Below are 21,356 nucleotides of genomic sequence, written 5' to 3'. Positions count from 1 at the left end.
GGCGCTGACGGTGGCGGGGAAGGCACGGGCGGCGTCGTGGAGCCGGATGCCGTGCGCTACTTCTGACCTCGTTGGGCGCCGGGCGGATCGCGGTCACATGCCGTGGTGGCGACCGGTGCCACCGCCCTCTCCGGGCGCCCCTCCACACCATGGGCAGGCGGTCTGGCCCGGGGCCGGTAGGGGGCTCGCATGACCCACCCGACCGGGAGGGTTCGTTCCCCTTCCCGCCGAGGGCAGGATGCGCACCGACCCGGGCGAAGTGGACACACGCACCGCGGCCCATCCGACGAGTCAGCTCTCCGGCCTCGGGCAGGACGCCGACCCCGCCCGCTGGTTCGCCCCTTCGCAGGGGCCGACCGTGGCGCGTTGACCGATCGCGAAGTGCGCCGTTCCCCTGCCATCTCTCAGGGCAACTCGGCAGGGGAAACCGTCCTTCGCCCAGTGTGACGCGCCCACGGTGGAGAGCTGGCCGCGTAGGCCACGGATGTTGGGTACCGACAGCGGTTGGTGACGGCTGCCGGACGCCGACGCACGCATCCGCGGTTGGCTGGAACGCTGGCGCAGCCCCGATATCCCGTTCACCCCTCGGGCCACCGTTCGAGGGGTGAACGGGAGAGTCCCTCGCTGTCCGCCCCGAGGGGTCGTGGCGGACAGCGAGGCCCGCCTGGGGGCGGGCTGCTCAGCCGGGGATCACCGGAGGGCCCTCAGCGCCAGGGGCCGGTGATCGCGAAGGTCGTTCCCGGCCGGTACACGTTGACGTACATCGTCCGTCCGTCCGGCGCGAACGCCACCCCGGCGAACTCACCCCACTCCGGCTCCTGTGGAGTGCCGATGGTCTGCCGGTTGCGGGCCAGCGCGTACACCCTGCCATGCCGGGTGAGCCCGTACACATGCTGTCCGCCGTCGCCGTCCTCGCAGACCATCAGCCCACCGCTCGGAGCGAGGCAGATGTTGTCGGGGGACTCGCCGGGCAGTTGGATATCGGTGTCCGGGCCGAAGACGATGACCAGGGTGAGCCTGCGGCGGTGCGGCTCGTACTTCCACACCTGGCCGTAGTGGTCCCGGGCTGAGCCCTCCGCGCTCCGCGCAAAGCTGGACACGAAGTAGACGGAGCGTCCGCCCCAGTAGCAGCCCTCCAGCTTCTGGGCATGGGTGATGCCCCGGGTGCCGAAGTCCTGGAGGCGGATGGGGGTCTGGCGGGCCTGACTGTCGGGTACGGGCACCCATTCGACGCGGTCGAAGGAGGCGCCCGGCTCATCGATCGACGATAGATCGGGCACCCCGGGTACCCGCATCGCCTCCAACCGCCCGCCCGCTTGGAGGGAACCGAGTCCGCCCAGCGGGCTTACGGGCAGAAAGCGGTAGAAGAGGCCGAAGGGTCGGTCGAAGGCGTCCTCGGTCTCGTACACGATTCCGGTACGCGGGTCCAGGGCGATGGCCTCGTGCTGGAAGCGACCCAGGGCCGTGAGCGGTACCGCGCCGGTGCGGTGGGGGTCGGCGCCATCGACCTCGAAGACAAAGCCGTGGTCCTTGGTGTAGCCGTTGGTCCCGGCCCGGTCTTCGTTCTCCTCGCAGGTCAGCCATGTTCCCCAAGGAGTCTGGCCACCGGCGCAGTTGACTGCCGTCCCGGCGATCGCGACCCGTTCGGAGAGCACTTCACCGTGCCTGTCGAGTTCCAGGGCCGTACAGCCGCCCTTGGCCAGGGGGTCATAGGTGAGCTCGGGGACCGTGGGAACGCCGAGCCGTGCGGAGTGCTTGTTCTCATGGTTGCGGACGAGGAGGGTCCGACCGCCGCGGGCCCGGAACGCCCCCATGCCGTCGTGGTTGCCGGGGAGCGTTCCCTCTCCCGAGCGCAGGGGTTCGCCCTCTCGGGAGAGGACCCGGTAGCGAAATCCCTGGGGTAGATCGAGCAGTCCGGCGGGGTCGGGGACCAGTGGCCCGTAGCCGTGTTCACCGCTGTGGACGCGGGCCCGGGCGGTACCCGCGAAGAGTTCGGACAGCGCACCGACGAAGGCGATCTGAGAACCCACTACACCGGTGCGGGCGAGGACTTGACGTCGTGTCACTGACATGAGGCGCCTCCCTGCTGGGGGACAGGAGATGTGACCCGCACCGGTGTACCACGCACCATGAGTCCACGTGAACAGTGCGGGCCACAACGCCTCAAGTGTCGCGTGATGCGACTGATGTCACTTCCGTGTGGCCGGTTATGCCAGTTCGGCCGTGAGCGTGATCGTCGTGCCCGTGAGTGCCTGGCTCACCGGGCAGTTCTTCTTGGCGTCCTCGGCCGCGGAGGCGAAGGCGTCGGCGTCCAGACCGGGCACCTCGCCGCGCACGGTGAGATGGATACCGGTGATGCCCTCGCCCGGCTGGAAGGTGACATCGGCCTTGGTCTCCAGCCGGGTCGGCGGGTTGCCGGCACCGGTGAGACCGTGCGAGAGCGCCATCGAGAAGCAGCTGGAGTGGGCGGCCGCGATCAGTTCCTCGGGGCTGGTCTTGCCGTTGGCCTGCTCGGCGCGGGACGGCCAGGAGACCGGCTGCGATCCGATGCCGGAAGAGTCGAAGGTGACGGTGCCCGAGCCCTTGAGGAGCTCGCCTTCCCAGACCGTGTGCGCCGTGCGCGTGGTGGCCATGCTGATGGTTCCCTTCTGACGGAAAAGCTGGGTGGAGCAGGGTTACATCCCCGAACCTAGCGCCCCGCCAGACCCTTTGCGTCACGGGCTAGCGCTGTCAGCCGTGAGATGGCCCGGAAATACTTCTTGCGGTAGCCGCCGTTGAGCATCTCTTCGCTGAACAGCTGGTCGAAGGGGAGCCCGGAGGCGAGCACCGGCACCTCGCGGTCGTACAGACGGTCGGCGAGTACCACGAGACGTAGCGCGGTCGACTGATCGGGCACCGGTCCCACATCGGTGACGCAGACGGTCTCCACCCCGTCGATCAGTGCGCCGTACCGGCTGGGGTGCACCTTCGCCAGGTGGTCGAGCAGATGGGGAAAGTCATCGAGGGAGGCGCCGTAGGTGGCGTACGCGCTCTTGGCGACCACTTCGTCGGAGTACGGCAGCGGCGCCTCGGGCAGACCCCGGTGCCGGTAGTCCTCGCCGTCGATCCGCAGGGGCTGGAAGTGGGCGGAGAGGCCCTGGATCTCCCGTAGGAAGTCCACCGCGGCGAATCGGCCCTCGCCGAGCTTGCCGGGCAGGGTGTTGGAGGTGGCTGCCAGGGCCACACCCGCCTCGACCAGCTTGCGGAGCAGGGACGAGACCAGCACGGTGTCACCGGGATCATCCAGTTCGAACTCGTCGATGCACAGCAGCCGGTGTCCGCTCAGGGTCCGCACGGTCTGCTGGAAGCCGAGTGCGCCGACCAGATTGGTCAGCTCCACAAAGGTGCCGAAAGCTTTCAGCGAGGTCTCGGCCGGAGTCGCGTGCCAGAGGGACGCCAGCAGATGGGTCTTGCCGACTCCGTAGCCACCGTCCAGATAGACACCCCGCGGGGCGGCCGGGGCTATGGACTTGCGGGCGAACCAGCGGCGGCGACCCGATCCACTGGCATGGGCGCCCCCCAGGCTGCCGGCGAAGGCGCTGAGAGCGGTGACCGCCGCGCTCTGGCTGGGCTGGTGGGGGTCGGGTACGTAGGTGTCGAACCGTACCGAGTCGAAGCGGGGTGGCGGCACCATCTCCGCGACCAGTCGGTCGGCGGGGACGTACGGCTCGCGGGCACACAGCGAGATCGGTACCGGTTCGGATATTGCGCTGGTAGCACGGTTCGACACAAGGTCCAACTGTAAGCGCCATGCCAGACTGCCCCTATGCGACGCCTGCTCTCTGTGACCGATCAGACACTGGAACCCGACCGTGAATGGTCTCTGGACGAGTTGGCGGACGCCTATGCGTACCCCGACGGAATCAGCGATTCCGGCACTCCGTGGCTACGGGCCAACATGGTGTCGTCGCTGGATGGGGCGGCCCACCACGACGGCCGCTCCCAGCCCCTGTCCTGCACGGCCGACATGCGGATCTTCGGCGCCCTGCGGGGTCTGGCCGATGCCGTCGTCGTCGGTGCAGAAACGGTACGCCTGGAGGGGTACCGACCTGCCAGGGCGCGGGAGGCCTTCGCTGAGCGCCGGGCCGCCGCCGGGCAGGGCCCCGCGCCGGTGATCGCCGTGGTCAGTGCCTCGCTCCGGCTCGACTTCTCGCTGCCGCTGTTCACCGAGCCGCTGGTGCCCACGCTGGTACTCACCGGCGCCGCGGCCCCCGCCGAGCGGGTCGCGATGGCCCGGGACGCGGGGGTGGATGTGGTGATCGCCGGAGAGGGGCCCGGAGTGGAGCCCGCGAAGGCCGCGGCGGCGCTGGCCGGGCGAGGGCTCACCCGGCTCCTCACCGAAGGGGGGCCGAGGCTGCTGGGGCAGTTCGTGGCGTCCGGAACCCTCGATGAGCTCTGTCTGACGGTGTCGCCGACGATGACCGCGGGCGATGCCCAGCGGATCGCGGGCGGGCCGGGGGTCGCCGTGCCGGAGCAGTTCGCCCTCACCGCGGTGCTGGAGGAGGCGGGGTTCCTTTTCACCCGCTACCGTCGCATCTGACAATCAGCGGAATTTACCGTTCCGGTTAGCTTCTGCTGGGCAGACTTACTCCCATGACCCCGTGCGGGCACGGGGAAGGATGGTTTCCGCAGAAGGGGTTCCGACGTGTTCACAAGCGTACTGATGATCGAGAAGCCCCTGACCTCAGAAGACGTGGATTTCGTCACTACCCTGCATGGGAGGGAAGGGGTCTCCTTCTTTGTGCTGATGCAGCCCCGTGGCGATCAGGCGGACGTCCTGCTCCGCGCCATCGACGATGTGGCGTTCGGCGAGCTTGACCAGGCCATTCATGAAGGCGATGAACCAGAGGGGCAGGAGGCCAAGGCGCCGGCCGAGCTGGCGCTTGAGCACTCGCTGGCCGCTCTGCGGGAAGCGGGTTGCCAGGCCATGGGGCAGGTCGTCGAGGATCATCCGCTGGACCGGCTCAAGGCCGTCGTGGACGACAAGGGCGCCGACGAGGTGATCGTCCTGACCGCTCCGCACTATGTGGAGGAGTTCTTCCACCGGGACTGGGCCTCCAGAGCACGTCACAAGGTCGGCGTACCGGTGCTCAAGCTCTTCGCGCACAGCGAGTAGAGCGCCGCCGGGTATGCCCAGGGGAGCCGACCGGCGCCGCCGGGGTCCGCCCGGGCCCCTTCGCCGTCGGACGCCTGCGGTCGCGCCCAAAGCCCCGGCCCCTGCCGGCGGACTCGGGCGGTACGCAGAACCCGGCGGCGCGGTTGCGCCCCCGGAGCGGCCGCCCGGGCCGGGAAGCCCGCAGGACACTCGGGGCCGCGCCCGCTCACCCCGTGCTCCCCGGTGGAGCGATGCGTGCGCCGTCCCCACCGCCGCCAGCGCATAGGCTGGGCCCGCTCGCAGACGCCCTCAGCAGCGCGTCCGCGGCGAGGTCAGCACCATCCGTACACCGTGGGGAGACACACGCATGGCACCCGCCGTCCCTGGCACTCTGGAGCGCCCGCACTTCATCGGCATCGGCGGCGCCGGCATGTCGGGCATCGCCAAGATCCTCGCCCAGCGAGGCGCCAAGGTCGCCGGCAGCGACGCCAAGGACTCACCCACGGCCGATGCGCTACGCGCCCTCGGTGCGACCGTCCACATCGGGCACGCTGCCGGGCACCTCGCCGACGACGCCAGCTGTGTCGTCGTCTCCAGCGCCATCCGTGCGGACAACCCCGAACTGGTGCGCGCCGCCGAGCTCGATCTCCCGGTCGTCCATCGCTCGGACGCCCTGGCCTCCGTGATGACCGGCCTGCGCTCCATCGCGGTCGCTGGCACCCACGGCAAGACCACCACCACCTCCATGCTGGCCGTCGCCCTCTCCACCCTCGGTCTCTCCCCGTCGTACGCCATCGGCGGCGACCTTGAGGGCCCGGGAACCAACGCCGACCACGGCGACGGTGAGATCTTCGTCGCCGAGGCCGACGAAAGCGACCGCAGTTTCCAGAAGTACGACCCCGAGGTCGCGATCGTCCTCAACGTGGAGCTGGACCACCACGCGAACTACGCCTCGATGGAGGAGATCTACGAGTCGTTCGAGACCTTCATCGGCAAGATCTCCCCGGGTGGGACCCTGGTGGTCTCGGCCGACCAGCCGGGCGCCATCGAACTGACCGCTCGCGTCCGCGGCCGGTCCCAGCTGAACATCGTCACCTACGGTGAGTCCGAGACCGCGGACGTACGGGTCCACAAGATCACCCCGCGTGGCCTCACCAGCGAGGTCACGGTGCTGTCGGGCGGTCGTTTCCTGACCTTCACCGTCTCCGTCCCCGGTCGCCACTACGCCCTCAACGCGGTCGCGGCCCTCGCCGCGGGGATCGCCCTCGGCATCCCGGCCCACAATCTCGCCTCCGCCATCGGCAGCTACACCGGGGTCAAGCGCCGGCTCCAGCTCAAGGGCGAGGCCGCGGGCGTCCAGGTCATCGACTCCTACGCCCACCACCCCACCGAGATGTCCGCCGACCTGGAGGCCATGCGCTCGGCCGTGGCCGAAGGCACCCGGCTGCTGGTCGTCTTCCAGCCGCATCTCTTCTCCCGCACCCAGGAACTGGGTACCGAGATGGGGCAGGCCCTCGCGCTGGCCGACGCCTCGATCGTCCTGGACATCTACCCGGCGCGTGAGGACCCGATCCCCGGCGTCACCAGTGAACTGATCATCAACGCCGCCCTTGCCGCGAGCGCGGCGGTCACCGCGGTCCACGACAAGTCCGCGGTGCCCGAGACGGTGGCGGGAATGGTCAAGCCGGGTGATCTCGTTCTCACCATGGGCGCCGGGGACGTCACGGACCTCGGTCCCGAGATCCTGGCGCACCTTACCGACTCGGGGCCGGCGAACTGAGGGAGCTGCTTTCATGGCGTACGACATCGAGAAGCCCGATGAGCAGTGGCAGGTGGAGCTCAGCCCCGCCGAGTTCCAGGTGCTGCGCCGAGCCGGTACCGAGCCGGCCTTCGTCGGTGAGTACACGGACACCAAGACGGCGGGGGTCTACTCCTGTCGGGCGTGTGGGGCCGAGCTGTTCCGCTCGGACACCAAGTTCGACTCCCACTGCGGTTGGCCGTCGTTCTACGACCCCAAGGACACCGACGCGGTCGAGCTGATCCAGGACCGTTCCCACGGGATGGTCCGCACCGAGGTGCGCTGTGCGCAGTGCGGATCACATCTCGGACATGTGTTCGAGGGGGAGGGCTATCCCACCCCGACCGACCAGCGGTACTGCATCAACAGCATCTCGCTGCGGCTGACACCGGACGAGTGACGGCGCGCCTGGAGGGGCGGGAGGCTGAGCCCCGCCCCTCGGCAGGGCGCCGTCTATCTCGTGTGAGGCGGTCGCCCGCTGGAAGTGGGGGCACCCGGTGATCTCGTCCTGGTCGCAGTCCAGCGCACAGTCGATCAGCGCCAGCGGCGCCCGCGCCGATTCGATCCTGGAGCGCAGTGCCCTGCGCCTCCTCCGCCAGGACCGCCCGACGCGCCACCGGGTCGTGCGCGCCGCACAGCGCCCGGATCGCGTCCAGGCTGAGCCCGGCCTGTTTCGCCCGCCGGATCATCGAGACCCTGAGGAGATCGCCCGGCCCGTACCGGCGGCGATTGCCGCCGTCGCGACCGGGACTGAGCAGGCCGACCGACTCCCAGTGCCGCAGTACATGGGTGGCGAGCCCAAAGCGCTCGGCCGTGGCCCCGGTGGTCAGTCGTTGTGCGCCAGAGCCCTCGCCCGTGGCGTGATACAGCACCTCGGTTGACTTCACGTCGACATTAAGGCGCAGTCTGTCGGCTATGGACAACAATCAGCGCCTTCTGGCCCTGCTTGACACGGCCGACCAGGCACCCGGGGCCGCCCAGCTACGGCAACGCTCCTACGAGTTACTGGGCTGCGGCCCGGGCGCCCGCGCCGTGGACGTGGGGTGCGGGGGAGGACTCGCGGTCGCCGAACTGGTGCGGCGCGGAGTGCTCGCGATCGGCGTGGACCAGGACGAACGGATGATCGCCGCGGCCAGACTGCGCCATCCTTCCTGTGAGTTCCAGGTGGCCAACGCCGCCGCACTGCCCTTCGCCGATGGCAGCCTCGACGCCTACCGCGCCGACAAGCTCCTGCACGCCCTGGACGATCCCGCCGGTGCGCTGGCCGAAGCCCGCCGGGTACTGGCTCCCGGTGGCCGAACCGTGCTGACCGGCCAGGACTGGGACCTGCTGGCCATCGCCACCGGGGACACCGCACTGACCCGCACCCTGGTCCAGGCACGCGCCGATATGGTTCCCAGCCCCCAGGCCGCGCGGTCCTACCGCAACCTCCTGCTGGACGCGGGTTTCTCCGAGGTGACGGTGGAGGTGCACACGGCGGTCTTCACGGAGGCGGAGATGCTGCCGCTGGCCGCCGGACTGGCCCAGACGGCGTGTGATGCGGGCGCGGTGCGGCAGGAAGAGGCCGATGAGTGGATTTCGGACCAGCGGGCGAGGGCGGCGGCCGACCGCTTCCTCATCGCCGTGCCGCTGTTCATGGCGGCGGGCAGACTGCGCGGCTCCTGACCGGCCCGTGGCGGCGTGATCGGGCCCGGTACTACCCGAACAGTCGCGCGAACGGTACGCCGCGCTGCTCGTTCACGGCCATCGGCCGCCCCGGGGATCAAAGGGCCGCCTACCGGACACGGCCGCGGGACCGGCATCGGCGGCATGACTCCACATCGGTGCGTTATACGTATCACCACAGGGCGGCACCGTGGTGCGACAATGCCCCTTATGCAGACCCTCCCGCCCCAGCTGCTGGCACGAGCCCGCGCCCTCGCGGTTCCCGGAATCCGCCGGGTGCTGGGGATCGCGGGAGCTCCCGGGGCGGGTAAGTCCACGCTCGCCGCCCACCTCACCGACGCCCTGGAGGGACGCGCCGTCCTCGTACCGATGGACGGGTTCCACCTCGCCCAGGCGGAACTGCAACGGCTGGGGCGCGCGGCCCGCAAAGGAGCCCCCGACACCTTCGACCCCGACGGCTACGCCGCTCTGCTCACCCGGCTGCGCATCCCCGTCAAGGGCTCCACCGTCTATGCGCCCGCCTTCGACCGGCAGCTGGAGGAGGCCATCGCGGGCAGTATCGCGGTCACCGCGGAGACCCCGCTCATCATCACCGAGGGGAACTACCTCCTCCATGACCAGGGCCCCTGGGCGAACATTCGTCCACTCCTCGATGAGGCCTGGTTTCTGGAGCTGGACCCGGGCACGCGCGTACGCCGGCTCATCGACCGGCACGTTCGATACGGCAGGGAGCGCCCCGAGGCCGAGCGCTGGGCGCGGGTGTCCGATGAGTCCAACGCCCGGTTGGTCATGCTCGGCAGGGACCGTGCCGACCTGGTCGTATCGCTACCCTGAGCGCCCCGGCATCGCCGAGTTCCCGTCCCAGCGGGAGACGGCGCACGGCTTTTCGCCCATGGGTCCTGGTTCAGCCAGTGCCGGGTGCGGTGACCGCGGGCGGCGTATTCCTGCCCTGGCGGGCTGGCTCTTCCGGCGGCCCCTCCCGATGAGGTGTGTCAGCCCCGGTGAGTAGGCTCGAAAGCGGGCAGGGATCGGCGGCAGGGACCAGCTGGGTAGAGGCACGGACGAAAGGTGTCGATGTGGGGTTGTTCCGGCGAGGGCCGAAGCGGGATCGACAGGATGCGCCCCGGGACGCCGAGTTTCCCTACTTCTCCGTTGACGAGGGCTCGCGGTTCCGTGCGCAGGTGCGGGAGGCCTTTGCCGAGCAGGGCCTGGAGGTGACGGTGTTCGCGGACGCGGTCTCCGACAGCGCAGGCCGCCAGTTCGGTCTGGCCAACCTGGCCGCCGTGCTGCACAACGACGATCGCGGGCCGCGCTCCTGGCCCGAGCTGGTCCGCCGCCATGTCGGCATGGTGCTGCGCACCATGGACGCGCCCTCCGCGCTGGACACCCTCTCCACCGAGCAGATCCGGGCCCAGCTCTATCCCCGGGTCCTGGGCTCCGACGGCTTTGACCCCCGGAATTTCCACTATGCGCGCACGCTGGCCCCCGGACTGCACGAGATCATCGCGCTCGATCTTCCGGAGAGCGTCATGATGCTCACCGACGAGGCGCTTGAACCCCTCGGTGACCTGCGCTATCTGCGGGAGCAGTCCCTCTACAACCTCCGCGGACTACCCATCGAGGCCCATGAGACCGTCAAGGGCGACGACGGAATGCGCTTTGAGGTCATCCTCGGTGACTCCTTCTACACCGCGAGCCGCGTCCTGGCGCTGGAGAGCGTCGTGCGGGAGTCGACCGGCGACACCCTCACCAGCGACGGCGCCCTGGTCGCGATGCCCTTCCGCCATCAACTCGCCTTCCATGTCATCCATGACACCCGGGTGATTCCCGCGCTCAACGCCATGGCCTCCTTCGCCGCGTCCGGGTACACCGATACCCCCGGCGCGATCAGCCCCTATGTCTACTGGTGGCGCAATGGCGAGCTCACCCAGCTCAGCGACAGCGAGGAGGACGGCGACGGGCTGCGGATCGTGGTCGGCGACGAGTTCCGGGCGCTGTTGGAGCGGCTGGTGGCCGACGACGACTGAGGCGGTCGGGGACCCTGGCGCACCCGGGTGGACCCCTGGACGGCGGCCGCGGTGACGGGCGCAGCCGGGGTCGCGTCCCCCACCGGCGAGGGGGAGTATGGGCACATGTCCACCACGCCCGCGCCCTTCACCGCGGCCGACTACCGGGCCCGGATGGCCCGCGCTGCCCACCTGGCCGCGCAGGCGGGACTCGCCGGTGTGCTGGTCGCGCCCGGCCCCGATCTGGTCCATCTCACCGGCTACAGGCCCACGGCGACCACCGAACGGCTCACCGTCCTGGTCCTGAGGGAGGGCCGGGACCCGGTGCTCGTCGTCCCCACCCTGGAGGCGCCTGATGCCGAGCAGGCCCCGGGCGCCGCCGCGCTGAGGCTGAGGGACTGGACCGACGGCCATGATCCCTACGCCGTCACCGCCCCCCTCCTGACATCCGGCGGCCGATTCGGGGTCAGCGACAACACCTGGGCCCTGCATCTCCTGGGACTCCAGCACGCGCTGCCCGCCAGTTCCTATGTCTCGCTGACCGAGGCGCTGCCCATGCTGCGCGCCGTCAAGGACGCCTTTGAACTGGAACGGCTCGCCGCCGCGGGCGCCGCCGCCGACGCCGCCTATGAGGAGATCCTCAAGGTGCCCTTCGCCGGCCGCAAGGAGACCGAGGTGGCCGCCGATCTGGCCGCTCTGCTGCTGCGGTTCGGCCACTCCCAGGTGGACTTCACGGTCGTCGGCTCAGGGCCCAACGGGGCCAACCCCCACCATGAGGCCGGCGACCGGACCATCAGCGCCGGTGACATGGTCGTCCTCGACTTCGGCGGCCTCAAGCACGGTTATGGCTCCGACACCTCTCGTACGGTCCATGTCGGCGAGCCGTCCCCCGCCGAGCAGCACATCCACGATGTCGTCCGCGAGGCGCAGCAGGCGGGCTTCGCCGCGGTGCTTCCCGGTGTGGCCTGCCAGGAGGTGGACCGGGCGGCCCGCGAGATCATCGACGAAGCCGGGTACGGCGATCTCTTCATCCACCGCACCGGCCATGGCATCGGTGTGACCACCCATGAGCCGCCCTACATGATCGAGGGCGAGGAGCAGCCCCTGGTACCGGGGATGTGCTTCTCCGTGGAGCCTGGAATCTATCTCCCGGGCCGGTTCGGGGTCCGGATCGAAGACATCGTCACGGTGACGGATGACGGTGGGCGCCGGCTCAACAACACGGATCACGCCATGGCCATCGTCAGCTAAGGGCTGTCCCGACCCAACTGTCCCGACCCGACTGACCTCCTCGCGACGGTACGTGCTTCAGCACCAGGGCCGGTCGTATCGCGGGGCCCGTACTCCCCTGGCCGACCACCCCGTCAGTCGCCCAACTGGGCCAGCAGATCGTACGGATACGGCAGTGGACGCGCGCTCGCTTCGGTCAGGCGAGTCGACTGCTCATCCGTCAACTCCCAGCCCACCGCGCCCAGGTTGTCCACCGTCTGCTCCACTGTCCGGGGCCCGATGATCGGCGCCGTCACCCCGGGCCGCTCCAGCAGCCAGCGCAGTGCCACCTGCGTCATGCTGTGTCCCGTCTCCGCCGCCACCTCCCGAACGGCGTCGATCACCCGCCAGGTCTCCTCCGTGTCCTGCCCCCGCCAGCCCTTGGTGCCCGACTGCTCCTGGAAGTAGGCCTCGCGCGAGCCCGCCGGCGCCGACTCCATGTCGCGCTGGTACTTCCCCGTCAGCCAGCCGCCCCCGAGAGGCCGGTAGGGGATCACCCCGACTCCCAGTTCGGCACAGAGCGGCAGCAGTTCCCACTCCGTCTCCCGACGCAGCAGGTTGTAGAGCGGCTGGAGACAGACATACGGCTCCCAGCCGTGCCGTCGGGCGAGATCGAGCGAGCGCTGCAACTGTGACGCCGTCACATTGCTCGTCCCCAGGTAGCGGACCTTGCCGGACCTCACCAGCGCGTCCAACGCCGAGAGCGTCTCGTCGATCGGTGTGGTGGCGTCCCAGATATGCGCCTGGTACAGATCGATGTAGTCGGTGCGCAGCCGCCGCAGACTCGCCTCCACGGCCGAGACGATGTGTTTGCGACTCAGCCCGCCGTCATTGGGCGCGTCCCCCATGGTGGCCCACACCTTGGTGGCGATCACCAGGTCGTCCCGGCGGCGCCCCTGGAGCCAGCGCCCCAGGATCTCCTCGGAACCACCGCGGTCGTACATGTCGGCGGTGTCGACAAAGGTGCCACCCGCCTCGGCGAAGGCATCGAGCACGGGGTGCCCGCTCGCATCGTCGGCAAAGCTCATGGTGCCCAGGCACAACTCGCTTACCCGTAGACCTGTCCGGCCCAGATTCCGCTGCTTCATGGACCGACCCTAGGAGGTGGAGCGCACTCCAAGCCAAGTGCCTTCAGAAGTCCGCCAGTACCGCACAGGACTCCGCAGCCAGCCTCAACAACCCGTCCGAACCGGGTGGCCGTGGTGAATCCCAACTCGCGAGCACCCGTCCGCCGCGCCCGAGCGGGATCGCCACCGGCTCGCTCGACAGATTGAGCACGATCCTCAGTTCGCCCCGCCGTACCGCCAACCAGCGCGCCTCCTCGTCGTACACGACCTTGACCGCCGCCAGATCGGGGTCGGCCAGATCGGGTGCGGCGCGGCGCAGGGCGATCAACTCCCGATACCAGGACAGCAGTCGGGCATGCGGTTCCCGATCGCGTTCGGAGCGGTCCACACAGGAGCGATTGCGCGTCGCCGGGTCCTGGGGGTCGGGGATCTCCTGGGCTGACCACCCGTGCGCGGCGAACTCCCGGCGTCTTCCCTCCCGAACGGCCGCGGCGAGTTCCGGATCGGTGTGGTCGGTGAAGTACTGCCACGGCGTACGCGCTCCCCACTCCTCGCCCATGAACAACATCGGTGTGAACGGCCCCGTCAACACCAGCGCGGCGGCGCACGCCAGCAGGCCCGGGGAGAGCGACGCCGAGAGACGGTCGCCCAGGGCGCGGTTGCCGATCTGGTCATGTGTCTGGGCGTAGCCGAGGAAGCGATGCGCGGGTGTTGTGGCCACTGCCACGGGCCGGCCGTGCGTCCGGCCCCGGAAGGTCGAGTAGGTGCCGTCGTGGAAGAAGCCGTGGGTGAGTGTCTTGGCGATGGCCGCGAGGGGGGCGGTGGCGAAGTCCCGGTAGTAGCCCTGGGACTCACCGGTGAGCGCGGTGTGCAGCGCATGATGGAAGTCGTCGTTCCACTGGGCGTGCAACCCGATACCGCCGGTTTCGCGCGGCGCCGTCGTCCGAGGGTCGCAACGGTCCGACTCGGCGATCAGGAACAGCGGCCGGCCCAGCTCGCCGGCGAGGGTGTCCACGGCCGTGGACAGCTCTTCGAGGAAGGTCAGCGCCCGGTCGTCGGCGAGCGTGTGCACCGCGTCCAGCCGCAGTCCGTCCAGCCGGTAGTCCCGCAGCCAGGCCAGAGCGCTGCCCAGCAGATAGGCGCGCACCTCGTCCGAACCCGGAGCGTCCAGATTCACCGCCGCGCCCCAGGGAGTGTGATGGGCGTCCGTGAAGTACGGTCCGAACGACGGCAGATGATTGCCCGACGGGCCCAGATGGTTGTGGACCACGTCCAGCACCACACCGAGGCCGTGCCCATGAGCGGTATCGACGAAGCGTTTGAGCGCCGCTGGTCCACCGTACGGTTCATGGACGGCGTAGGGCGCCACCCCGTCATAGCCCCAGCCGTGCACCCCGGGGAAGGGGCACACCGGCATCAGCTCGATGTGGGAGATCCCCAACTCGACGAGTTCACCCAGCTGGGCGGCCGCGGCATCCAGGGTGCCCTCCGGCGTATAGGTGCCGATGTGCGTTTCATAGAACACCGCATGGCGCAGGTCCTGCCCCCGCCACCCATGGCGCCATACGTAGGAGTCCGGGAGCACCACCGCACTGAGCCCGTCCGGGCCGTCCGGCTGCCGACGTGAGCGAGGATCGGGCAGAACGGGTCCGCCATCCAGCGCAAAGCCGTAGCGGGCCCCATCGCGAGCGGCTGCCTCACTGCTCCACCACCCCGCGCGCCCTGCCACCCGGGCCATCGGTCGCTCGACGCCTTCCAGCCACAGCGCAACCCGTCCCTTTGCCTGCGGCGCCCACACTTCGAACAGCACTGGCGGGGTCCTCTCATCGTCGGCACCGCTTCTGGCCGGGACGAGCAGCCGGCGAAACCCGGCCACGCCCGCTCCGGAATCCATCCTGGCAACTGACCGGGCCTCAATGGGTGCGCTTGCGCCCATTGAGGTCGTGGCGCGGCACCACCGGGGCCCCGATGCGCCTCGCGGCGCTCCTGAGACGGCTCCGTTGTGAACATACGTACGGCAGCCGCCCCCTGATGGGTGACCGGGAGCCATGGACATCCGGCGTGGCGCGCGAGGAGCGACCGTTGCCCACAGGTCGGCGACCGGTGGGCGAAAGCGCCCTGGCTCGCCTCAGCCGGCCTTGCGCGTGGCCATCCCCTTGGCCGCCGCCTGGGCGATGTTGCGTGCCATTCCGCCGAAGACCACCGAATGGAAGGGCGACACGCTCCACCAGTAGGCGTGTCCCAGCAATCCCCGTGGGGCGAACAGCGCCCGCTGCCGGTAGCGGGTGCGGCCCTGGTCGTCCTGGTCCGCGCGCATCTCCAGCCAGGCGAGGCCCGGCAGCCGCATCTCCGCCCGCAGCCGTAGCAGTCGGCCCGGCTCGATCTCCTCGACCCGCCAGAAGTCCAGGGAGTCACCCACCCGCAGCCGCTGTGCGTCCCGCCGCCCCCGCCGTAGCCCCACTCCGCCGACGAATCGGTCCAGCCAGCCCCGTACCGCCCAGGCGAGGGGGAAGGAGTACCAGCCGTTGTCCCCGCCGATGCCCTCGATCACCCGCCAGAGCGCCTCGGGCGAGGCGTCGACGAGCAGTTCCCGACGGTCGGTGTAGAGGCTGCCACCGGCCCAGTCGGGGTCGGTGGGCAGGGGGTCGCTGGGCGCTCCCGGTAGGGACGCGGATGACCAGCGGGTGGTCACCTTGGCGTCGCGGACCCGTTGGAGCGCGAGGGTGAGGGCCCGCTGGAAGCCGAAGGGCCGACCCGGCAGGTCCGGAACGTACTCGGCGATGTCGTGTTCCCGGCAGACCACTTCATGGCGCAGCGACTCGGTCAGCGGGCGCGCGATGGAGTGGGGTACGGGGGTGACCAGGCCCACCCAGTGGCTCGACAGCCTGGGGGTGAGCACCGGCACCGGAACGATCAGCCGCCGGGGCAGCTGGGCGATGGCCGCGTATCCCCGCATCATGTCCAGATAGGTGATGACATCGGGGCCGCCGATATCGAAGGTGCGGTTCACCTCCGGGGGCATCTGCGCCGAGCCGACGAGATAGCGGAGCACGTCCCTTACCCCGATCGGCTGAATCCGGGTCCGTACCCAACTGGGTGTCACCATCACCGGTAGCCGTTCGGTCAGATAGCGCAACATCTCGAAAGAAGCCGAACCAGACCCGATGATCACCGCTGCGCGGAGCACGGTGGCCGGTACCGGGGAGTCGAGGAGGATCCGGCCGACCTCGGCCCGGGAGCGCAGATGGGGGGAGAGCGTCTCGACCGGTACCCCTTCGGGGGTCAGACCGCCGAGATAGACGATCCGGCGCACTCCGCCGGCCGCGGCCTGCTCGGCGAAGATCCGAGCCGCCTCCCGGTCGGTGCGCTCGAAGTCGGACCCGGTGCCCAGGGCATGGACCAGGTAGTACGCCACATCGATATCGCGCATGGCGTCCCGTACCGAATCGGCGTCGAGCACATCGCCCCGGACCGTCTCCACCTCCTCCGCCCAGGGGTGGTCACGCAGCTTCTCGGGGGAGCGGGCCAGAGCGCGCACCGAATGACCCACGGCGAGCAGTTCGGGCACCAGCCGACCGCCGATGTAGCCGGTGGCGCCGGTCACCAGGCAGCGCAGCGAGGGTCCCGACTCGTCCTGCGGCTCTCCTCTGGTGTGTTCCGTGCCGGGTGAGTCGGCCGAGTCCGTCGCGGTGGGGCGCCTTCCAGGGCCCTTGGGGTCATCCGGCCCCGCCTGGTCCTTCGAACCGTTCTTCGTCATGGACGTCTCCCTCCGGCTCCCATCCTCAGCGATCGGTCCGCCGCTCGCCCTCCGGGCGGCTGGCCGACGCAGGTTGCGGTTGCCCCCGGAGGGCTCCCTCCATGTGTGGGCCGTCGGCGGACGGGGTCGGCAGACGGCCGGAGACAACGACCACCCCACCCGCCGTCCGCCGCTTCCGGGCGGAACACCCGGGGCAGCCCCCAAGGTCCGGTAGGCCGCGGGGGCTCTCCCCGGGAACGGTTGGTCCGGCGCGCCGAGCGCGGCCCTGCCTACCCCACGGAAGGGCCGGGGATCAGATGGATGCGTTCCTGGACCACCGGATGGCCTGCCCGGGCGAAGTTCGCCGCCATGGGGAAGTTGCCCTGGTCGGTGGTGCCCGCGATGAACTCGGCGCCGTGCTCACTCAGCACCTGGGTGCACTCCACGAGCAGGTCGTAGGCGTATCCGTGGCCGCGCTGCTCCGGTACGACACCGATGAAGCCGATACAGGGCCCGGCGGGGATATGCGCCGGGATATGGAGGCCGACCAGTTCGCCTTCGGGCGTGTACGCCAGTTGCCACCACTCGCGTGGCGACGGGCACCAGTGGAAGAAGTCCAGTTCCTCCTGGGCCGCCTGATCGAGGCCGCCCTCGGCGATGGCCAGCAGGGCATGCGCGTCGAGCGTTCCCGAGTGGACCCGGCGGAGCACGTCGAGGACCACCGAGTCATCCGGCTCGGGCCGGAAGACCAGGCGCCCGGGCCGCTCCGGCAGACCGCACTCGGGGGTCCAGCGGTACTGATAGCGCTCCACGAGGACGCTCATGCCCGCGGCCCGTGCGACCCTCAGCCGGGTCTCACCGGCCGCCGCGTACATCGGGTCATCGCGCCAGCCCACGGGCAGGATCAGCAGATACTCCACCGAATAGGGGGAGGTGCGCAGCAGCTCCGCGCCCGCGGCCTCCTCCCCATCGGCGACATCGAGCCAGTTGACATTGCGGGGACTGGTGTCCGCGGGGCCGCCCCACCAGGCGGCTCGTGCGACGACCTTGCCGTCGCGGAGGGCGACCCGCTGCCATTCGGGCCGAAAGGTGACATGGGACAGCGCCTTGCCCACACCGAGCGGGTCGGGCAGGGAGTCAAAGAGATGTGCGTCGCGCTCGGTGAGCGCGCGGATGACCAGATCGGTCATGGAAGAGCCTCCGGGAGGAAATGCGTGCGAAGCGCTCCCGGTCAGACTGCGAACGCCGGGCGAACGGGGTGGGAGCGCGAGAGGTGATGGGTGTACACGGCACTCGCCTCCTTTCCGCAGGTCCTAGGCGTTGCGAGCAAGGTAACCCTCCCACTGGTGATCCGTCCAGCGACATTCTCGGGTTCGACGAGGCGCGCGTCGCCCGGAGCGCCCCCTGGGCGGGTTCGGGCGGCCGGACGGTCTTGAGGAGCGGAAGACCGGTGACCCATCGGCGGGGCCCGGGCCCCGGAACGCCCTCTCGCGGATCCGGTCGCCCCGGATACCCGGCCCGTCTCGCACCCCGACCTACGAGGTGATCAGCGGCTTTGGAGGTCGTCGTATCCGTTGTTCTGGACACCTCCCGCCTGTCCGCGGACAATTGGGAATGTGACGTCGCCCGAGTTCCCCACATACTCCGCTCCCGTGCGTCTGTCCGACGCCGAGCGGGATCGTGTCGTCGGTGTGCTCAGAGAGGGCGCGGCCGAGGGCAAGCTGTCGCATGACACCTTCCTGCGCCGGATGGAACTGGCCCTGATCGCCAGCCGCCCCGAGGATTTGCAGGCCCTCACCGCGGATCTGTACACCGAGGGGAATCTCTCCCACCGGGTGATCGGTGTCGTCGGCGGTGTGTCCGCCTTCTTCGTCCGGCTCCGACGGGCCTGGCACGCCGAGAAGTTGCCGCCGCTGCTGTTCCCGGAGCCCGGGCCCTACCCCTTGCGGATAGGCCGGGACCCGGGCAACGGGCTGCGGCTGAGCCATGAGAGCGTCTCGCGGCTGCACGCCGAGCTGACCTTCCAGAAGAGGGGGTGGATGCTGCGTGATCTGGGTTCCACCAATGGCACCCTCGTCAATGGACGGCGGGTGACGGGCATGGTGCCGGTCCGCGACGGTGACATGGTCGGCTTCGGCCAGATGTGCTTCCGGCTGACGGCCCGCTGACTCGCCGGATGGCAAGCTCACTGGGCTGGTGGCTAGCTGGCTGGGCTGGTGGCCGTCGGGTGCCAGCCGCGGCCAGCAGCCTCAGAACAGCGTCGCGCCCCGGATTCACCCCTCCGCACGCACCAGGAGTGCCACCGGCCCCGGCCCGAAGAGATCGGCCGCCCGCATCGGACCCCCCGTCAGCCTCCGCCCCGCCGACAGCAGATCGACCCAGAGTCCCTCGGGGAGCGTGACCTCGGTGTCCCCCCAGCCGCCGGCCCGCTCCAACCGCAGCGACAGCCGGGTGACGGCCGCCACCACCTGTCCCGTACGGCAGTACGCCACACAGTGCTCGGCTGCCCGGCCCGTCACCTCCAGGGGTGTGTACGTCCCCGATGCCCCGAAGGCCTCCGGGCGCTCGGAGCGCAGCCGTAGCGCGGCCCGGGTCAGCGCGGTCTTCTCATCCGGCGTGCCCTCCTCGAAGGGGGACCGATTGTCCGGATCGACCAGCGCCAGATAGGTGCGCTCGGTGCCCTGATAGAGGTCAGGCACCCCAGGCATGGTCAGTTGGAGCAGCGTCGAGCCCAGCGCGTTGGCCCGCGCGTGGGGGGCCAGCGCCCGGGCGAAGAGGGCCGCCGAGTGCAGCGGGGGACCGGCCGGACCGGCGTCCACGAAGTCGCCGACGGCCTTCTCGTAGGCTTCGTTCGGCTCGGTCCAGTTGGTGTGCAGCGCGGCCTCGCGCGCGCCTTTGACCAGCGCGGATCGCAGTCTTTGCGCGGCGGGGAAGCCGACGGCGACCGCCGTCTGCCAGGCGGCCCAGGCCAGTTGCCGATCGGGCGCCCGCCCGCCTTCCTGGTCGGCCGCCTCCAGGGTGATCTGTCGAAGGAACTCCTCCCATCGCTCCGGGCACTGGGACAGCACGGCGATCCGGGCCCGGACATCGGCGCTGCGCTTGGTGTCATGGGTGGTCAAAACCGTGCCGCTGGTGGGCCAGTCACGCGCCAGCCGGGCGCAGTGCCCATGGAATTCCAACGCGCTGATCGTGGGCTGTCCGGGATCGCCGCCCACTTCGTTCGCCGAGATCAGCGGCGTATAGCGGTAGAAGGCAGTGTCCTCGACGGACTTGGCCCGCAGCGCTGACGACGTCTGGGCGAACCGCTCCCGAAAGGCGATCCGGTTCGGGCTGTCGCCCAGGCGCCCCAAGGCCAGGCTCCGTACGAAGTCCACGGCCCTGGACTCCTGCGGCACGGCGAACGCGGCCTTCGCACCGGCGGCGGCCCGCAGGGTGAGGACATCCTCGCCGCCCTTGCCGTAGGGACGGTAGACCGGCATCCGCACCAGCAGCTCACGCACGGCTGTCCGCAGCGCCCATGGAGCGTGGTCCCGAAGGGTGATGTCCTCGGCACAGACGCGCTCCGCGAGCCTGGTCAGCGCCGCGGTCTCGGAGGCCAGTTCCTCGCTGACGACCCGGTGGGCGGCGCGCCGGACCGTTGGCTCCCAGTAGCCGCCGCGATCGCCGGCGGGGTCCGCGAACCCGCGGAACTGGGCGGCCAGTGCCTGCGCACCCACCGGGTCGGTGAAGAGGCCGTCGATCCGTCTGAGGGAGTCGTACCCCGTCGTGCCGGCCACCGGCCAGCTCGGCGGAAGCCGCTCGTCACCGGTGAGGATCTTCTCCACGACCGTCCAGCAGGCCCCACCGGTCGCCGTGTCCAGCCGCCGCAGATAGGCCTCCGGATCGGCGAGCCCGTCCGGGTGATCGATACGCAGCCCGGTCACGACACCGTCTTGGACCAGTTCGAGCACCTTGCTGTGTGTGGCGTCGAAGACCCCGGGGTCCTCGACGCGCACTCCGATCAGTTCCGAGACCGTGAAGAACCTTCGGTAGGTGAGCTCGGTGCGCGCCAGTCGCCACCAGCCCAGCCGGTACCACTGGGCGTCCAGCAACTCGGGCAGCGGCAGGCCCTCGGTTCCCGCCCGCAGGGGGAAGCGCTGCTCGCCGTAGTGCAGGGCGGCGTCCTTGACCTTGAGCGCGTTGATCTCGGCCCCGATCGGCCCGGCGAGCACCGGGAGCAGTACCCGCCCCCCGCCCGCCTCCCAGTCGATGTCGAACCAGCGGGCGTAGGGCGATGACGGCCCCTCGCGCAGCGCCTCCCAGAACGCCCTGTTGTACTGCGGCACCGCGGCCATGTGGTTGGGCACGAGATCCAGCACGAGCCCGAGGCCGTGCTGGCGCGCGGTGCTCGCGAGCGCCCTCAGCCCGTCCTCACCGCCCAGTTCCTCCCGTACCCGGGTGGGGTCGGTGATGTCATAGCCGTGCGTCGATCCTGGAACGGCCTCCCACACCGGTGAGAGATGCAGATGTGAGATCCCGAGGGAGGCGAGATAGGGCACGGCCGCGGCGGCGGACGCGAAGGGGAACGCGGGCTGGAGCTGGAGTCGATAGGTGGCACGGGGCGTCATGGAGGCCTACGTACCCGCCCGAGCGGCTTCTGTGTCATGGCGGTAGCCGCCGGGTGGGTGACGCGGCCTCGCCC

Annotated in this window: 18 protein-coding genes; 9 read left to right on the top strand and 9 right to left on the bottom strand. The window is 70.1% G+C overall.

Annotation, left to right across the window (positions count from 1 at the left end; all coding sequences use genetic code 11):
- Window positions 1-704 precede the first annotated feature (704 nt).
- The 3 genes from NBG84_RS01790 to zapE all read right to left on the bottom strand — a co-directional run bounded on the left by NBG84_RS01790 (window position 705) and on the right by zapE (window position 3,769).
- A complete protein-coding gene (locus tag NBG84_RS01790; RefSeq protein ID WP_250917415.1) occupies window positions 705-2,072 on the bottom strand; it encodes an alkaline phosphatase PhoX in 1,368 nt (455 codons plus the stop codon).
- Between the two features lie 135 nt (window positions 2,073-2,207).
- A complete protein-coding gene (locus NBG84_RS01785; protein ID WP_250917414.1) occupies window positions 2,208-2,633 on the bottom strand; it encodes an OsmC family protein in 426 nt (141 codons plus the stop codon).
- 56 nt (window positions 2,634-2,689) lie between these two features.
- Window positions 2,690-3,769, bottom strand: coding sequence for a cell division protein ZapE (gene zapE / locus NBG84_RS01780; RefSeq protein ID WP_250917413.1), 1,080 nt, complete (start codon window positions 3,767-3,769; stop codon window positions 2,690-2,692).
- A gap of 36 nt (window positions 3,770-3,805) precedes the next feature.
- Here zapE and NBG84_RS01775 point away from each other — a divergent pair, with 36 nt between their 5' ends.
- The 4 genes from NBG84_RS01775 (at window position 3,806) to msrB (ending at window position 7,332) form a co-directional block, all read left to right on the top strand.
- Window positions 3,806-4,579 (top strand): pyrimidine reductase family protein, encoded by a 774-nt coding sequence (locus NBG84_RS01775; protein WP_250917412.1) that lies wholly within the window; start codon window positions 3,806-3,808, stop codon window positions 4,577-4,579.
- A 105-nt stretch (window positions 4,580-4,684) separates the two neighbouring features.
- Window positions 4,685-5,155 carry an indole-3-glycerol phosphate synthase gene (locus NBG84_RS01770; protein WP_250917411.1) on the top strand — a complete coding sequence of 157 codons (471 nt, stop codon included), beginning with the start codon at window positions 4,685-4,687 and terminating at the stop codon, window positions 5,153-5,155.
- Window positions 5,156-5,501: 346 nt separating this feature from the next.
- Complete coding sequence (gene murC, locus NBG84_RS01765) at window positions 5,502-6,914, top strand: UDP-N-acetylmuramate--L-alanine ligase (RefSeq protein WP_250917410.1); 1,413 nt, start codon at window positions 5,502-5,504, stop codon at window positions 6,912-6,914.
- A gap of 13 nt (window positions 6,915-6,927) precedes the next feature.
- Entirely contained in the window at window positions 6,928-7,332 is a 405-nt protein-coding gene (gene msrB / locus NBG84_RS01760; protein WP_250917409.1) for a peptide-methionine (R)-S-oxide reductase MsrB, read from the top strand.
- On the opposite strand, the gene NBG84_RS01755 is transcribed toward msrB, so the two are convergent.
- Window positions 7,295-7,804, bottom strand: coding sequence for a MerR family transcriptional regulator (locus tag NBG84_RS01755; RefSeq protein WP_250917719.1), 510 nt, complete (start codon window positions 7,802-7,804; stop codon window positions 7,295-7,297). The genes msrB and NBG84_RS01755 overlap by 38 nt on opposite strands.
- 43 nt (window positions 7,805-7,847) lie before the next feature.
- On the opposite strand from NBG84_RS01755, the gene NBG84_RS01750 reads away from it, so the two are divergent.
- From NBG84_RS01750 to NBG84_RS01735, 4 genes are all read left to right on the top strand, one after another.
- Entirely contained in the window at window positions 7,848-8,597 is a 750-nt protein-coding gene (locus tag NBG84_RS01750; protein ID WP_250917408.1) for a methyltransferase domain-containing protein, read from the top strand.
- 210 nt (window positions 8,598-8,807) lie between these two features.
- Window positions 8,808-9,431 (top strand): nucleoside/nucleotide kinase family protein, encoded by a 624-nt coding sequence (locus NBG84_RS01745; protein ID WP_250917407.1) that lies wholly within the window; start codon window positions 8,808-8,810, stop codon window positions 9,429-9,431.
- Between the two features lie 242 nt (window positions 9,432-9,673).
- Window positions 9,674-10,624 (top strand): DUF1444 domain-containing protein, encoded by a 951-nt coding sequence (locus NBG84_RS01740; protein WP_250917718.1) that lies wholly within the window; start codon window positions 9,674-9,676, stop codon window positions 10,622-10,624.
- A gap of 105 nt (window positions 10,625-10,729) precedes the next feature.
- Complete coding sequence (locus tag NBG84_RS01735) at window positions 10,730-11,854, top strand: aminopeptidase P family protein (RefSeq protein ID WP_250917406.1); 1,125 nt, start codon at window positions 10,730-10,732, stop codon at window positions 11,852-11,854.
- 113 nt (window positions 11,855-11,967) lie between these two features.
- Here NBG84_RS01735 and NBG84_RS01730 read toward each other — a convergent pair whose 3' ends face one another.
- From NBG84_RS01730 to NBG84_RS01715, 4 genes are all read right to left on the bottom strand, one after another.
- Entirely contained in the window at window positions 11,968-12,960 is a 993-nt protein-coding gene (locus NBG84_RS01730; protein WP_250917405.1) for an aldo/keto reductase, read from the bottom strand.
- A 43-nt stretch (window positions 12,961-13,003) separates the two neighbouring features.
- The gene (gene treZ, locus NBG84_RS01725) at window positions 13,004-14,749 is read right to left on the bottom strand and encodes a malto-oligosyltrehalose trehalohydrolase (RefSeq protein WP_250917404.1); all 1,746 of its coding nucleotides are present in this window, start codon (window positions 14,747-14,749) and stop codon (window positions 13,004-13,006) included.
- Between the two features lie 318 nt (window positions 14,750-15,067).
- A complete protein-coding gene (locus tag NBG84_RS01720; RefSeq protein ID WP_250917403.1) occupies window positions 15,068-16,696 on the bottom strand; it encodes an SDR family oxidoreductase in 1,629 nt (542 codons plus the stop codon).
- 269 nt (window positions 16,697-16,965) lie between these two features.
- Window positions 16,966-17,865 (bottom strand): GNAT family N-acetyltransferase, encoded by a 900-nt coding sequence (locus NBG84_RS01715; protein WP_250917402.1) that lies wholly within the window; start codon window positions 17,863-17,865, stop codon window positions 16,966-16,968.
- A 426-nt stretch (window positions 17,866-18,291) separates the two neighbouring features.
- Here NBG84_RS01715 and NBG84_RS01710 point away from each other — a divergent pair, with 426 nt between their 5' ends.
- Complete coding sequence (locus NBG84_RS01710) at window positions 18,292-18,843, top strand: DUF1707 and FHA domain-containing protein (RefSeq protein WP_250917401.1); 552 nt, start codon at window positions 18,292-18,294, stop codon at window positions 18,841-18,843.
- 105 nt (window positions 18,844-18,948) lie between these two features.
- Here NBG84_RS01710 and treY read toward each other — a convergent pair whose 3' ends face one another.
- Window positions 18,949-21,282 carry a malto-oligosyltrehalose synthase gene (treY, locus tag NBG84_RS01705; protein ID WP_250917400.1) on the bottom strand — a complete coding sequence of 778 codons (2,334 nt, stop codon included), beginning with the start codon at window positions 21,280-21,282 and terminating at the stop codon, window positions 18,949-18,951.
- Window positions 21,283-21,356 lie beyond the last annotated feature (74 nt).

The sequence above is a fragment of the Streptomyces albipurpureus genome (assembly GCF_023701525.1).
GTDB lineage: Bacteria > Actinomycetota > Actinomycetes > Streptomycetales > Streptomycetaceae > Streptomyces > Streptomyces albipurpureus.
This window is presented reverse-complemented; position numbering and strand designations above follow the sequence as displayed.

Excerpts from the sequence above, each read along its gene's own strand:
- NBG84_RS01745 (WP_250917407.1), top strand. The coding sequence starts at position 8,808 with ATGCAGACCCTCCCGCCCCAGCTGCTGGCACGAGCCCGCGCCCTCGCG.
- NBG84_RS01785 (WP_250917414.1), bottom strand. The coding sequence starts at position 2,633 with ATGGCCACCACGCGCACGGCGCACACGGTCTGGGAAGGCGAGCTCCTC.
- msrB (WP_250917409.1), top strand. The coding sequence starts at position 6,928 with ATGGCGTACGACATCGAGAAGCCCGATGAGCAGTGGCAGGTGGAGCTC.
- treY (WP_250917400.1), bottom strand. The coding sequence starts at position 21,282 with ATGACGCCCCGTGCCACCTATCGACTCCAGCTCCAGCCCGCGTTCCCC.
- NBG84_RS01715 (WP_250917402.1), bottom strand. The coding sequence starts at position 17,865 with ATGACCGATCTGGTCATCCGCGCGCTCACCGAGCGCGACGCACATCTC.
- NBG84_RS01730 (WP_250917405.1), bottom strand. The coding sequence starts at position 12,960 with ATGAAGCAGCGGAATCTGGGCCGGACAGGTCTACGGGTAAGCGAGTTG.
- NBG84_RS01790 (WP_250917415.1), bottom strand. The coding sequence starts at position 2,072 with ATGTCAGTGACACGACGTCAAGTCCTCGCCCGCACCGGTGTAGTGGGT.
- NBG84_RS01720 (WP_250917403.1), bottom strand. The coding sequence starts at position 16,696 with ATGACGAAGAACGGTTCGAAGGACCAGGCGGGGCCGGATGACCCCAAG.
- murC (WP_250917410.1), top strand. The coding sequence starts at position 5,502 with ATGGCACCCGCCGTCCCTGGCACTCTGGAGCGCCCGCACTTCATCGGC.
- NBG84_RS01735 (WP_250917406.1), top strand. The coding sequence starts at position 10,730 with ATGTCCACCACGCCCGCGCCCTTCACCGCGGCCGACTACCGGGCCCGG.
- NBG84_RS01750 (WP_250917408.1), top strand. The coding sequence starts at position 7,848 with ATGGACAACAATCAGCGCCTTCTGGCCCTGCTTGACACGGCCGACCAG.
- NBG84_RS01775 (WP_250917412.1), top strand. The coding sequence starts at position 3,806 with ATGCGACGCCTGCTCTCTGTGACCGATCAGACACTGGAACCCGACCGT.